Source organism: Klebsiella sp. 1SOBk5mer, assembly GCF_046603115.1.
Classification (GTDB): domain Bacteria; phylum Pseudomonadota; class Gammaproteobacteria; order Enterobacterales; family Enterobacteriaceae; genus Klebsiella; species Klebsiella quasipneumoniae.
In genome coordinates this window covers 74,464-87,288 of sequence record NZ_JBKIUU010000005.1, presented here as the reverse complement: position 1 = coordinate 87,288, position 12,825 = coordinate 74,464, and the positions used below count along the sequence as shown (strand labels likewise).

The window sequence follows — 12,825 nt, the reverse complement described above, 5'->3', positions numbered from 1 at the left end:
CGCGCGCCGCGGCATCGTGGCGCCGACAAAATTCTTGCCATGCCGCCTGCAAACAACTAATATCAGGAATCATTATCATTTAGATTTGTATCTGGAAATCGAATGGCCTGGCGTTCCCTTCCTCTCAGCGATGAACTTATCTGGCGGGCCCCTTTGCCGACGGCTGAGCGCGCCCTGGCGGAGAGTATTCGGGAAAAAATCGCCACCCTTCGCCCCCATCTGCTCGATTTCCTGCGCCTGGATGAATCCGCTCCAGGGCACGCTTTGACGCTTGCCGAGTGGTCGCGACCCACCGCCTTACGCTCTCTGCTGGCCACTTATTCCGATCATATCTATCGTCATCAGCCAACGCTGACACGGGAAGCGAAACCTCTGCTCTCGCTCTGGGCGCAATGGTATATCGGTCTGCTGGTGCCGCCGCTGATGCTGGCGTTGCTCAATGAACCACAGGGTCTCAGCCTGGCGCCGGAACATTTCCACGTCGAATTTCACGAAAGCGGCAGGGCGGCCTGTTTCTGGATTGATGTCCATAGCGATGCCGGTATTGAGAGACTGTCACCGCTGTCGCGAATGGATGCCCTGGTGACGCGCACCCTGCAGCCGGTTATTGAGGCGCTGGAAGCCACGGGCGAGATCAATGGCAAACTTATCTGGAGCAATACTGGCTATCTGATTAACTGGTATCTTGGGGAAATGCGCGCGCTGTTGGGGGATGAGCAGCTTGCCGCCCTGCGCCAGCACTGTTTCTTCGAAAAACAACTCGCCGATGGTCAGGATAACCCACTATGGCGAACGGTTGTGCTGCGTGAAGGACAGTTAGTCCGACGCACCTGCTGCCAGCGCTATCGCCTGCCGGACGTCCAACAGTGCGGCGACTGCACGTTAAAATAACGCCCTGTCTACAATAAGCAACGGGCGGCCTGTGGCCGCCCGGTCACTATTTATGCGGTCTGCTGACTCTCCTGCTCCGCCCGTTCAGCCTCTTCCGCTTCCTGAGCAAGCAGCTGCTTCTCATACACCTTAAAGAACGGGAAGTAGATAATCGCCGACACGCAGGCCAGAACGATGACCAGAATCGCCGCCCGGAAATCCCAGCCCAGCGCCCAGGCACCGCCAATCGGCGCCGGCGCCGTCCACGGTACCACGGAGATGACGCGGCCAATCAGATCCAGCTTCATTGCCGCCCAGGCCAACACCGCATTCACCATCGGCGCCAGCAGGAACGGAATAAAGAACACCGGGTTCATGACGATAGGCGTCCCAAAGATGACCGGCTCGTTAATGTTAAACAGGCTTGGCACCACGCTTAAACGCCCAATGGAGCGCAAATGCGCTGAGCGGCTGCGCAGATAGCAGAACACCAGCCCCATGGTGGCACCGGAACCTCCGACCACGATAAAGAAGGTCCAGAACGCCTCCATAAAAATATGCGGCAGAGGCGCACCCTGGGCCAGCGCCTGCTGGTTCATACCAAGGTTGGTCAGCCAGAACATCTGCAGCATCCCGGAAACGATCGCCGCACCGTGGATCCCGGCAAACCACAGCAGGTGGCCGATGAGGACCGCCAGCAGGATCGCCGGCAGGGAATCGGCTGCCGAAACCAGCGGTTTGAAAATTGCCATAATGGCCTGCGGGATCAGCATGTCAAAATGATGCTGAATAAACAGGCTCAGCGGATAGAGCGTCAGCACAACCACCAGCACCGGGATCAACAGATCAAAGGAATTTTTGATCATCGGTGGGACCTGATCCGGTAGACGGATACCGATATTATGCGCCTTGAGAAAACGCATCATCTCCACACAGTAGATCGCCACCAGAATGGCGGTAAAGATCCCTGTTCCGCCGAGGCTATCCACCGGCAGCGTGCCATTCGTCTTCGGCGCGGCAATCAGTAAAAAGGCCATGATCGACAGCATCGCGCACATAAAGGGATCGAGCTGATTGGATTTCTCGTAGTGCTTACCGAGGTTGTAAGAGATTGCCGCGCAGATGTAGATCGACATGATCCCCATCGTCATATCAAAGGGGGTCAGAATGCGCCCCTCAAACTCTTTTGCCAGATCCAGCCAGGCGCGGGCAAAACCCCAGGTGGTATCCGGGGAGAAAGGAGGATAAGCAAACACCAGCAGGAACGATCCGACGATCATAAACGGCATCGCGGAGATAAAACCGTCACGGATAGCCATGACGTGACGCTGCGATGAGATCCGCCCTGCTATGGGGCTTATGTAATTTTCTACAAAGCGAAATATCAAATTAAACGCAGCATGGTTAGCAGACATAGTAGCCCTCCTGACAGGCTATTGATACTGGCCCAACAACGATTACCCTGCCGTTACGATGACCGCTTATTGATGCAGCACGCCGCGGGTGGATTACCGGCTATACTGCCCATAACACAACGATTCATACACGGCTCTTTTGTTATAAATAAAAGGAGAAGTGACTGTTCCAGTATTCATCTCAATGCAGATAACCGCAACCGGTTACTGTAACCGGTTACGGTGAATGTGAAGGAGATCGACAAAATAGAAAGAATCTGGATTGTCCGCGCTGATATTTACACTCCGCCAGGCTTGTGACAGATTTAACCAGCCTTAAATCAGGAGAATCCAATGAGTCTGCAGTCTGTACGGCAGTTTTTTGCCGAACACGCCCCCGATATCGAAATTATTGAGTTAAACCAGAGTACCGCCACTGTGGCGCTTGCCGCTGCCGCGCACAACGTTGAGCCGGGACAAATAGCCAAAACGCTGTCGCTCAAGATCAAAGATAAGATTGTACTGATCGTCGCCAGGGGCGATGCGCGGCTGGATAATAAAAAGCTGAAAGAGACCTTTGGCGCAAAAGCGCGTATGTTGAGCAGCGACGAGGTGGTAACCTGGACCGGCCATCCGGTTGGCGGCGTGTGCCCGTTTGGTCTGGAAAATCCGCTGGCCGTCTTCTGTGACGTCTCGCTCAGGCACTATCAGGAAGTGCTACCCGCAGCGGGAGCTATTCACAGCGCCGTTCGCATTGAACCAGAACGAATGGCGCAGCTCACCGATGCAACATGGGTAGACGTATGCATATAGCCGCGTTATGCCACCTGTTTAACGGCGCTGGTCGGGCCGCTTATCGGTAAATGCAGCAAGATATCCGCCGCGTTTAATAAACCAATATCAGAGCGAACCCCGAGCTTGGTCATGGCGTTGAATTTATGCGCGCGGATGGTTTTAATGTTCCGGTTCAGCTGCACCGCAATTTCCGCAAGCGAATATCCCCACGACATATACCGAAGAATGGCGTGCTCCGTCGGGCTTAGCGGATCGTTGCATGCCTCTCTGCCGCAAAAGTGCTCTTTGCCGGCGAGGGAATGATTATCCAGCAGCTGTAACAAATGCTCCTGCAATCCGCGTCGCGGCGCGGATTTATTTAATATACCCTGCAGGCAGGCCGGCATTAAATGGCCGATCAGACGCATTTCGCTTTCATTATTAGCCAGAATAATCGTTTGTACTTCCGGTCGGATCCTCGCCATTTCGTGAAGAAAAAGCAGGCTCTCGGCTCTGGACGAACGACTCCCCGAAAGTGAAAAGATGATTGCTGACCATGGGAACGACGTTTCCACCGCCCTGAGCAAATTGATATTTTTAAAAAAATGAATGCGGTATTGGCTGCTCTCTTCACGGCTAAAGGTATAGCGCCAGGCCATTTCCGTCATCACACATTTTTCTACGATGGCGACATGACGGGTTGTGCTATTTTTTTCCATTCCATTTGTTCCCCGTAAGCTGAATTGATATTCAGCTCTTGCATTCCCTGCGCACTGTTGATCCAGGCATACATTTCAGCGTTGCTGCGTAGCGATAAACGACGCATTGCGCTATTTTTCTGCGCGCTAATCGTCTTATTACTCTTTTTCAACAGCGCGGCGATCTGGTTAATTCCCCATCCCTTCGCCAGAAGGCGCAGAACTTTCCGCTCTGACAGGGTCAGCATCGCCGCTGAGTGGTAGCTAGCGATATCGCTGTCCACATCCCCGGTAAACAACGTACGGCTAATCTGCTCAGCCGCACGGCTACCGGCGCAAATCACCTCAATCAGCCGGTCAACCGGCTCGCTCTCGGAGATCAGCGAGCTTTCGGGACGAATTAAAAGCTCAACGGCTAATGGATAGAGGCTGTCGCTGACCATAAAAACCCAGTGAATATCTCGATACTGGGTCATGAGGGAGTAATAACGCTCGCAGACGGCCCGGGGCTGCGCAATCTCGCCGGAGATATCCGCAACGACCAGCACCGCTCGCCGCAGTTGTAAAAGGGTGAGCTCATCATGAGTGCGACAAAAACTGAGTTCGTAATCCGGGAGGTTCTCATTGAAGATCACCTTTAACCCTGACTGCATGACGGGGATTTTACTAATAACGACGCCAAACTTACCTTGTCCTGGTAACATAACACCTCCGCTTCCTGTCGAAGTTTCTTCGCTTGCCCGCAAACGATCGGCGAGTGACTCGATCGCCATACCATTTACTGGATGAATATTAAAAGCATATTCATGGCCCGCGTACACGATATACTGCATGACCGAACCGTGGTCATATCAAGTAAATATTATTCCTGTGTATACTTGCGATGAATATTAGCACAGACGCCCTGCGCTAATAAATTAGAAAAGATAAAACCATTATTTAGCAAAAATAATTTCAGGCATGAACATTATGAAGCATTCTCTTTAATTGCTTCTCTAAATGCTTTAGGCGACATACCGCTATAGCGGCGGAAAAAGCGAGAAAAATAGGCGACGTCGCTAAAGCCCAAATAATCAGAGAGTTGCGTTATCGTCATGCGGGTGTATTGCAGATTACGCCGCGCCTCAAGCATCAGTCGCTGATGCAATACCCCAAGGGCGCTACAACCATAGAACTCGCGACATAAATAGTTTAAATGCGTGACCGACAGCCCAATCAACTTCGCATACTCCGCCAGCGGGAGGTGCTGTCGGTAGTGGCTCTCAATAAGCCGGGAAAAATGACGCATCATACTGCGCTTTCGCTCCGCTTTATCTTCCGCGGGCGGTGCGGGGCGGCACTGCCGGTTCAACCAGGCCAGCAGCGTCCCCAGCAGCGAATAAAGCATCATTTCCCGGGCATCATGATCGGCACTGTACTCCTCGCGAAGCGCTGAAAACAGCGTATGCATACGCCCCCGGGAACGCCCCACCGGCAGACACTGCGCAACGCTAAGCACATCCAGCGGTCGGCCGAACTGATTTTCAAAGCGGCTCAGCAGCGGCAGCGCCAGGGAGAGCACAAATCCGTGCGTTCCGGGTGAGAAATGAAAGCCATGAATGCAGAGGGCGGGCACCACCTGGATGCAGGACTCCGTCATCACCGAGGTGGTGCCTTCAATTTCGATCTCCGCCCGACCTTTATGCAGATAGAGGAGCTGGACCATTTCGGCGTGCTGGTGGACGCGAATATGCCACTGATACAGGCTGCTGCGCTGCAAAATCGACTCGCAGTGCAGCAGGTCCGGCGTCGGCCAGCCGCGCTCCTCGCCATACAGCTTAAATACCGGAACAGTTTGGACGGGCGGCATAGTGACTCCTGTTCAGTCAGACGACACGCTCCATGGGCAGGCCCACGTAGTTTTCCGCGATAGTGGTCAGCCCGGCTCGCGAGCCCAGATAGTAGCGGCGATCGGCCGCCTGCATTTTGGCGTCGAACTCGCTCTGCTGCGGGAAATCGTGCAGCAGGCGGGTCATGAACCAGCTAAAGCGTTCCCCTTTCCAGACCCGATCCAGCGCCAGTCGCGAATAGGTCGCCAGCAGATCGCTCCGGCCGTGATGGTAGTATTCACGCAGGATCCGCCACAGATAGTTCACGTCCGATGCCGCCAGGTTCAACCCTTTAGCGCCGGTCGGCGGTACGATATGCGCGGCATCCCCCACCAGGAACAATCGCCCATATTGCATTGGCTCGACGACGAAGCTGCGCAAGGGAGCGATGCTTTTCTCAAGTGAGTGACCAGTCACTAACTTTGATGACAGATCCTCCGGCAATCGGCATTTCAACTCCTGCCAGAAGCGTTCGTCCGACCAGTCCTCCACCTTATCGCTCAGCGGAACCTGCAGATAGTAGCGGCTGCGAGTAAGTGAGCGCTGACTACATAACACGAATCCCCGCTGATGATGCGCATAGATCAGCTCCGGATTGACCGGCGGCGTATCCGCCAGCAGGCCTAACCAGCCGAACGGCCAGACGCTCTCGTAAGTCTTGAGGATGTCAGCGGGAATACTTTGCCGCGACACGCCATGGAAACCGTCGCAACCGGCGATAAAGTCACACTCCAGGCGGCAGAATTCACCTTCGCTAAGATAGGTGATCGTCGGCCGGTCACTTTTTGCGTCATGGATAGTCACTTCGCTGACGCCGTACACGATCGGCGCGTCGTTGGCGGCCCGGGCAGCCATCAGATCGCGGGTCACTTCAGTCTGGCCGTAAACCATCACGCTCTTGCCGTCGGTCAGCTCGCTCAGTGAGACGGGCACCCGCTGGCCGTCAAAGAGAAACTCCACCCCATGATGCACCAGGCCTTCGATATCCATCCGCTGCGCCACGCCCGCTTCACGGAGCAGATCGACGGTACCGCTTTCCAGAATTCCCGCACGGATGCGCCCCAGCACATATTGCGGCGTTTGACGCTCAAGAATGACCGTGTGGATCCCGGCGTTGTGCAGTAGCTGCCCCAGCAGCAGCCCGGAAGGGCCAGCGCCAATAATCGCGACCTGTGTTTTCATAGGATTGTCTCACTTTTGCAGGGTTAATTATTTGTATAATTTTTGTTTAATAAAAGTGCTTTCCTGCATTTTTGATAAGTCAGACGGGAAAAAGAAGGGATGAACGGCGACAAAAATTGCACTTTTCACCAAACTGGCAAAAGTGTGGGACGCTTCAAATTCCGCCACCCCGGCGGACGGGAGATTTTTGCACATTATTTGATCCCACCCCCCTCAGCCGCCCCGGCGCTTCAGGTTAAAGTATCGGCAGATACCAGGCGTCGCGGACAGCAGAGGAAATATGCAGGTTGATCGGGCACAGCAGCGGGCAATCACACGATTATGCATCCAGTGTGGTCTTTTTTTGTTACAGCACGGCGCCGAAAGCGCGCTGGTGGAAGAGCTTTCAACGCGTCTCGGGCTGGCGCTGGGGATGGACAGCGTCGAAAGCGCCATCTCCTCCAACGCTATCGTCCTGACCACCATTAAGGATGGCGAATGTCTTACCTCAACGCGTAAGAATGTCGACCGCGGCATTAATATGCATGTGGTGACGGAAGTGCAGCATATCGTGATCCTCGCCGAGCATAAGCTGCTGGACTATCGCGACGTCGAGAAGCGCTTCGCGCAGATTAGGCCCCTGCGTTATCCCCGCTGGTTGCTAGTGATCATGGTGGGCCTCTCCTGCGCTTGTTTCTGTAAACTGAATAACGGCGGCTGGGATGGAGCGCTGGTCAGCTTCTGCGCCAGCACGGTGGCCATGTACATTCGCCAGGTGCTGACCCACCGTTCTATGCATCCGCAGATCAACTTCTGCATCACCGCCTTTGTGGCCACCACGATCTCCGGGCTACTGCTGCGCCTCCCGACCTTTGCCAGCACCCCGACCATTGCCATGGCCGCCAGCGTCCTGCTGCTGGTCCCGGGCTTTCCGCTGATCAATGCCGTCGCCGATATGTTTAAAGGGCATATAAATACTGGCCTCGCCCGCTGGGCGATCGCCAGCCTGTTAACCCTTGCCACCTGCATTGGCGTAGTGATGGCAATGACCGTATGGGGGCTGCGGGGATGGGCATAATTTCGTTTATTTTCGCACTGGCGGAAGACATGCTGCTGGCGGCGATCCCTGCCGTCGGGTTTGCGATGGTCTTTAATGTCCCGCAGCGCGCCCTGCGCTGGTGCGCGCTGCTGGGAGCGATCGGCCATGGTTCGCGCATGGTCATGATGAGCGCTGGTTTTAACATTGAATGGGCCACGTTTCTCGCCGCCCTGCTGGTGGGCTGCATCGGCATCCAGTGGTCGCGCTGGTATCTGGCGCATCCGAAGATTTTTACCGTCGCCGCCGTGATCCCGATGTTTCCCGGTATTTCCGCTTACACCGCGATGATCTCCGCGGTAAAAATCAGCCATTTTGGCTATTCTGAAGAGATGATGATTTTGCTGCTGAGCAATTTTTTAAAGGCCTCTTCGATCGTGGGCGCCCTCTCCATTGGCCTGTCGATACCCGGTCTGTGGCTGTATCGTAAGCGCCCTCGCGTCTAACCCCGGCGTCGCGGCAGAGCCGCGACGCTCCTTCCGCGACGGGCTCTGTGCTACTATGTGCAGATCACCCCACTCTTTGCAGTTCAGAGTTGAGATAGAGTTATGTCTTCGCGAATTTTAACCTCCCATTTTAGCGGCCTGGAAGAGTTCCTCCAGCAGCACGCGGCGCTGCTGGCGAAATCGACTGACGGCACCGTCGCCGTTTTTGCCAACAACGCCCCGGCGTTCTATGCGCTGACACCAGCCCGGCTGGCGCAGCTGCTGGAGCTGGAAGCCAGGCTGGCGCGCCCCGGCAGCGACATCGCGCTTGACCCGCAGTTTTTCGACGAGCCCGCCGCGGCGCCGGTTGCGGTGCCGATGGGCAAATTTGCCATGTATGCGGCCTGGCAGCCGGACGCCGACTTTCAGCGTCTGGCCGCGCTGTGGGGCATCGCGCTGAGCCAGCCGGTCACCCCGGAAGAGCTGGCCGCTTTCGTCGCTTACTGGCAGGCGGAAGGTAAAGTGTTTCACCACGTGCAGTGGCAGCAGAAACTGGCTCGCAGCGTGCAAATCAGCCGCGCCAGCAACGGCGGGCAGCCGAAGCGCGATGTGAACAGCGTTAGCGAACCCGACAGTCATATTCCGCGAGGTTTCCGAGGATGAGCATGAAAAACGTTGGCGATCTGATGAAGCGCCTGCAGAAAATGATGCCGGCTCATATCGAACCGGCGTTTAAAACCGGCGAAGAGCTGCTGGCCTGGCAAAAAGAGCAAGGCAAGCTGCGTTCCGAAGCACTGGAGCGGGAGAACCGCGCGATGAAAATGCAGCGCACCTTTAACCGCTCGGGGATCCGCCCCCTTCATCAGAACTGCTCCTTTGATAACTATCGCGTCGAGTGCGAGGGGCAGATGAACGCCCTCGCCCGCGCGCGTCAGTACGTGGAGGAGTTCGATGGCAATATCGCCAGCTTTATCTTCTCCGGCAAACCGGGCACCGGCAAAAACCACCTCGCTGCGGCTATCTGCAACGAACTGCTGCTGCGCGGGAAGTCGGTCTTAATCATCACCGTGGCCGATATTATGTCGGCGATGAAAGATACTTTCGGCAACCGGGAGACGAGCGAAGAGCAGTTACTGAGCGACCTCAGCAAGGTCGATCTTCTGGTCATTGATGAAATTGGTATGCAGACAGAGTCTCGCTATGAAAAGGTCATTATCAATCAGATCGTTGACCGCCGATCTTCATCCAAACGGCCCACCGGTATGCTGACCAACAGTAATATGGAAGAGATGAATAAGCTGCTCGGCGAACGGGTGATGGACCGTATGCGCCTGGGCAACAGCCTGTGGGTTATCTTCAACTGGGAAAGTTACCGGCACCGCGTCACCGGCAAGGAGTATTAAGAGATTTCCGGACGACGACGGCGTTATACTAAAGCGATTCTTCAGTCACGCTTATGAGTCCGTCTATGAAATCGTTAAAAAATGGCTTACTTGCCGCGCTTACCCTCAGCGCATTTACCCTCTCCGGCGCCCACGCCGCCTCCTGGCAGGATTCTCTCAACAGCGCCGCCAGCCAGCTCAGCGGCAGCAGCACCCAGGCCAGCGGCGGCGGAATGTCCATCTCCTCTCTGACCAGCCTGCTCAACGGCAGCAGCCAGTCGCTGACCGCCAGCAGCATGAATAACGCCGCCGGGATCATGTCATATTGCGCCAAACAGAAGCTCGCCTCGGCGACCAGCGCTGATAACGTCAAAAACCAGGTGCTGGATAAGCTGGGGCTCAGCACGCCGGAAAAACAAAAACAGGACACCAGCTATCTTGATGGCCTACAGGGGCTGCTCAACAGCAATAATGGCCAGCAGCTTGACCTGAATACCCTCGGCAACAGTTCGCTGGCGAAACAGGTGAAAACCAAAGCCTGCGATCTGGTCTTAAAACAGGGCGTTAACTTTCTCTCCTGACGCAGAGGGCCAATGCCGCGTTTGTCGCCTTCGCGACGGCAGCGCGGCCTGAAACGGCTTTTTTCGCCTTTTTCTCCTTGCGCTTCCCCGCCCCGCCCGTTGCGACGCCGATCAAAAAAGGCAACTTCTAAACCAATTCTGAATAACTGCACACTTTCATGACGCTAGAATTGCAGCAAGATGGCGCTGCAATTACAGTGTGGCTTGAAAAGTAATCTGTTCTGCCAGCCGATAACTGGCGTTAATGAGGATGAGCTGTGTCAGAGTTGTTATCCATCGCCTTATTTTTAGCTTCGGTGGTGCTTTATGCCTGGAAAGCGGGTCGTAACACCTGGTGGTTTGCCGCCACGCTCACGGTGTTAGGTCTGTTCGTGGTGCTGAATATCACCCTCTACGCCAGCGACTACTTTACCGGCGACGGCATCAACGACGCGGTACTCTACACTCTGACCAACAGCCTGACCGGCGCCGGGATCGGTAAATACATTCTGCCGGGCGTCGGCGTGGCCGTCGCGCTGGTTGCCGTCTTTGGCGCCCTGGGATGGGTGCTGCGCCGCCGTCGGCATCATCCTCATCACGTCGGCTACAGCCTGGCGGCGCTGCTGCTGGCGCTGGCCTCGGTCGACGCCAGCCCGGCCTTCCATCAAATCAGCGAGCTGGTGAAATCGCAGTCGCGGGAAGGAGACCCGGACTTTGCCGCGTACTACAAAGAACCGTCGAAGCGTATCGACAATCCGCAGCTGAATCTGGTCTATATCTATGGCGAAAGCCTTGAGCGCACCTATTTTGATAACGATGCTTTCCCCAACCTCACCCCTGAGCTTGGCAGAATAAAAGATGAGGGCATTGATTTCAGCAATACTATGCAGCTGCCGGGGACCGATTACACCATCGCCGGCATGGTCGCATCACAGTGTGGCATTCCGCTGTTTGCCCCGTTTGAAGGCAACGCTTCGGCCTCGGTCTCCAGTTTCTTTCCGCAGAATATCTGCCTTGGCGATATCCTGAAAAACTCCGGTTACGAAAACTATTTTGTGCAGGGAGCTAACCTGCGCTTTGCCGGCAAAGACGTGTTTCTCAAATCCCACGGCTTCGATCACCTGTTCGGGGCGGAAGAGCTCAAAACCACGGTAGCCGATCCAATCTACCGCAACGACTGGGGCTTCTATGACGACACGGTACTCGACGAGACGTGGAAAAAATTCGAAGAACTGTCGCAGTCCGGAAAACGCTTTTCACTGTTCGCCCTGACGGTGGACACTCACCATCCCGACGGTTTTATCTCGCGTACCTGCGAGCGTAAACGCTATGACGTGGACGGCAAGAAAAACCTCTCCTTCAGCGCCGTTAGCTGCAGCCAGGAACATATCGCCGCGCTGATCGAGAAGATCAAAGCCTCTCCCTATTTCAAAAACACGGTCATCGTGGTCTCTTCCGATCACCTGGCCATGAAGAACAGCGCCTGGGATTACCTCAACAAGCACGATCGCAGCAATTTGTTCTTTGTCCTGCGCGGCGATCGGCCGCAGCAGGAGACCCTGGCGGTGAAACGCAACACCATGGATAACGGCGCGACGGTGCTGGATATTCTCGGTGGCGATAACTATATCGGCCTCGGGCGCAGCAGTCTCTCTGGCCAGTCGCTCTCCGGTATTTTCATGAATATGAAAGAGAAGGTCCTGGCCTGGAAACCCGACGTGATCCGCCTGTGGAACTTCCCGAAAGAGATGAAAAACTTCACCATCGACTCGCAGAAGAACATGATCGCCTTCTCCGGCAGCCATTTCCGTCTGCCGCTGCTGCTCCGGGTGTCGAACCAGCGCGTTGAACCGCTGCCGGAGAGCGAATACTCGGCGCCGCTGCGCTTCCAGCTGGCCGATTTCGCGCCGCGGGATAATTTCGTGTGGGTCGATCGCTGCTATAAAATGGGCCAGCTGTGGTCTCCTGAGCTGGCGCTCTCCACCGACTGGTGCGTCTCGCAGGGACAGCTGGGGGGTGAGCAGAAGGTCCAGCACGTTGATAAGCCACAGTGGCAAGGTAAGACCGCCTTCAGGGACACCCTTATCGATATGGAGCGCTATAAGGGCAACGTCGATACGCTGAAAGTTGTCGACAACGATATTCGCTATAAGGCCGACAGCTTCGTGTTTAACGTTGCCGGCGCGCCGGAAGAGGTGAAACAGTTTAGCGGCATTTCGCGGCCCGAGTCCTGGGGTCGGTGGTCCAATGCCCAGCTGGGCAGCGACGTGAAGATTGAATATAAAGAGCCGCTGCCGGAGAAATTTGATCTGGTGATCACCGCCAAAGCCTACGGTCCCAATGCCAATAAGCCGATCCCGGTGCGGGTTGGTCAAAGTGAGCAAGTGCTTACACTGGTCAATGATGTGACCACCACGACGCTGCATTTCGACAACCCAACGCGCAGCAATACGCTGACCATCACTCCGCCGGACCCGCAGTCCACCAACGAGGGCAATATCCTCGGCCACTCCCCGCGTCAGCTGGGGATCGGTATGGTGGAGATCAAAGTGGTGAAAAGCGAAGGCTAAAGCCACCTTGCCCGGCGGTTTTTGGCG

Annotated in this window: 13 protein-coding genes; 8 read left to right on the top strand and 5 right to left on the bottom strand. The window is 55.6% G+C overall.

The features are described from left to right. Positions 1-102 precede the first annotated feature (102 nt). Complete coding sequence (gene fhuF / locus ACLH1U_RS13280) at positions 103-891, top strand: siderophore-iron reductase FhuF (RefSeq protein WP_023291882.1); 789 nt, start codon at positions 103-105, stop codon at positions 889-891. Between the two features lie 50 nt (positions 892-941). Here the strand turns inward: fhuF and ACLH1U_RS13275 are convergent, their stop codons facing one another. Next, on the bottom strand, positions 942-2,285 hold the full coding sequence (locus ACLH1U_RS13275; RefSeq protein ID WP_002887650.1) for a PTS cellobiose transporter subunit IIC: 1,344 nt from the start codon (positions 2,283-2,285) through the stop codon (positions 942-944). A 333-nt stretch (positions 2,286-2,618) separates the two neighbouring features. Here ACLH1U_RS13275 and ACLH1U_RS13270 point away from each other — a divergent pair, with 333 nt between their 5' ends. Next, the gene (locus ACLH1U_RS13270; RefSeq protein WP_023291881.1) at positions 2,619-3,077 is read left to right on the top strand and encodes a YbaK/EbsC family protein; all 459 of its coding nucleotides are present in this window, start codon (positions 2,619-2,621) and stop codon (positions 3,075-3,077) included. A gap of 5 nt (positions 3,078-3,082) precedes the next feature. Here the strand turns inward: ACLH1U_RS13270 and bglJ are convergent, their stop codons facing one another. The 4 genes from bglJ to pobA all read right to left on the bottom strand — a co-directional run bounded on the left by bglJ (position 3,083) and on the right by pobA (position 6,786). Beyond that, positions 3,083-3,757, bottom strand: coding sequence for a DNA-binding transcriptional activator BglJ (gene bglJ / locus ACLH1U_RS13265; RefSeq protein ID WP_032454790.1), 675 nt, complete (start codon positions 3,755-3,757; stop codon positions 3,083-3,085). Continuing rightward, positions 3,718-4,440: a helix-turn-helix transcriptional regulator gene (locus ACLH1U_RS13260; protein ID WP_105491216.1), complete on the bottom strand. Its 723-nt coding sequence runs from the start codon at positions 4,438-4,440 to the stop codon at positions 3,718-3,720. Before ACLH1U_RS13260 ends, bglJ begins: the two co-directional genes overlap by 40 nt. Positions 4,441-4,703: 263 nt before the next feature. Next, the gene (locus ACLH1U_RS13255; protein WP_411299294.1) at positions 4,704-5,585 is read right to left on the bottom strand and encodes a helix-turn-helix domain-containing protein; all 882 of its coding nucleotides are present in this window, start codon (positions 5,583-5,585) and stop codon (positions 4,704-4,706) included. A 16-nt stretch (positions 5,586-5,601) separates the two neighbouring features. After that, the gene (pobA, locus tag ACLH1U_RS13250; protein ID WP_105491187.1) at positions 5,602-6,786 is read right to left on the bottom strand and encodes a 4-hydroxybenzoate 3-monooxygenase; all 1,185 of its coding nucleotides are present in this window, start codon (positions 6,784-6,786) and stop codon (positions 5,602-5,604) included. Positions 6,787-7,066: 280 nt separating this feature from the next. On the opposite strand from pobA, the gene ACLH1U_RS13245 reads away from it, so the two are divergent. The 6 genes from ACLH1U_RS13245 to opgB all read left to right on the top strand — a co-directional run bounded on the left by ACLH1U_RS13245 (position 7,067) and on the right by opgB (position 12,798). After that, a complete protein-coding gene (locus tag ACLH1U_RS13245; RefSeq protein ID WP_004886474.1) occupies positions 7,067-7,843 on the top strand; it encodes a threonine/serine exporter ThrE family protein in 777 nt (258 codons plus the stop codon). After that, the gene (locus ACLH1U_RS13240; protein WP_004886472.1) at positions 7,834-8,307 is read left to right on the top strand and encodes a threonine/serine exporter; all 474 of its coding nucleotides are present in this window, start codon (positions 7,834-7,836) and stop codon (positions 8,305-8,307) included. The genes ACLH1U_RS13245 and ACLH1U_RS13240 overlap by 10 nt, the downstream gene beginning before the upstream one ends. Before the next feature lie 102 nt (positions 8,308-8,409). Beyond that, positions 8,410-8,949, top strand: coding sequence for a primosomal protein DnaT (dnaT, locus tag ACLH1U_RS13235; RefSeq protein ID WP_032454787.1), 540 nt, complete (start codon positions 8,410-8,412; stop codon positions 8,947-8,949). A 2-nt stretch (positions 8,950-8,951) separates the two neighbouring features. Further along, positions 8,952-9,689, top strand: a complete 738-nt coding sequence (gene dnaC / locus ACLH1U_RS13230; protein ID WP_025999144.1) for a DNA replication protein DnaC — start codon at positions 8,952-8,954, stop codon at positions 9,687-9,689. Positions 9,690-9,754: 65 nt separating this feature from the next. Next, complete coding sequence (locus ACLH1U_RS13225) at positions 9,755-10,249, top strand: DUF2501 domain-containing protein (RefSeq protein WP_023291874.1); 495 nt, start codon at positions 9,755-9,757, stop codon at positions 10,247-10,249. A gap of 257 nt (positions 10,250-10,506) precedes the next feature. Next, complete coding sequence (opgB, locus tag ACLH1U_RS13220) at positions 10,507-12,798, top strand: phosphatidylglycerol--membrane-oligosaccharide glycerophosphotransferase (RefSeq protein ID WP_411299293.1); 2,292 nt, start codon at positions 10,507-10,509, stop codon at positions 12,796-12,798. Positions 12,799-12,825: the final 27 nt, after the last annotated feature.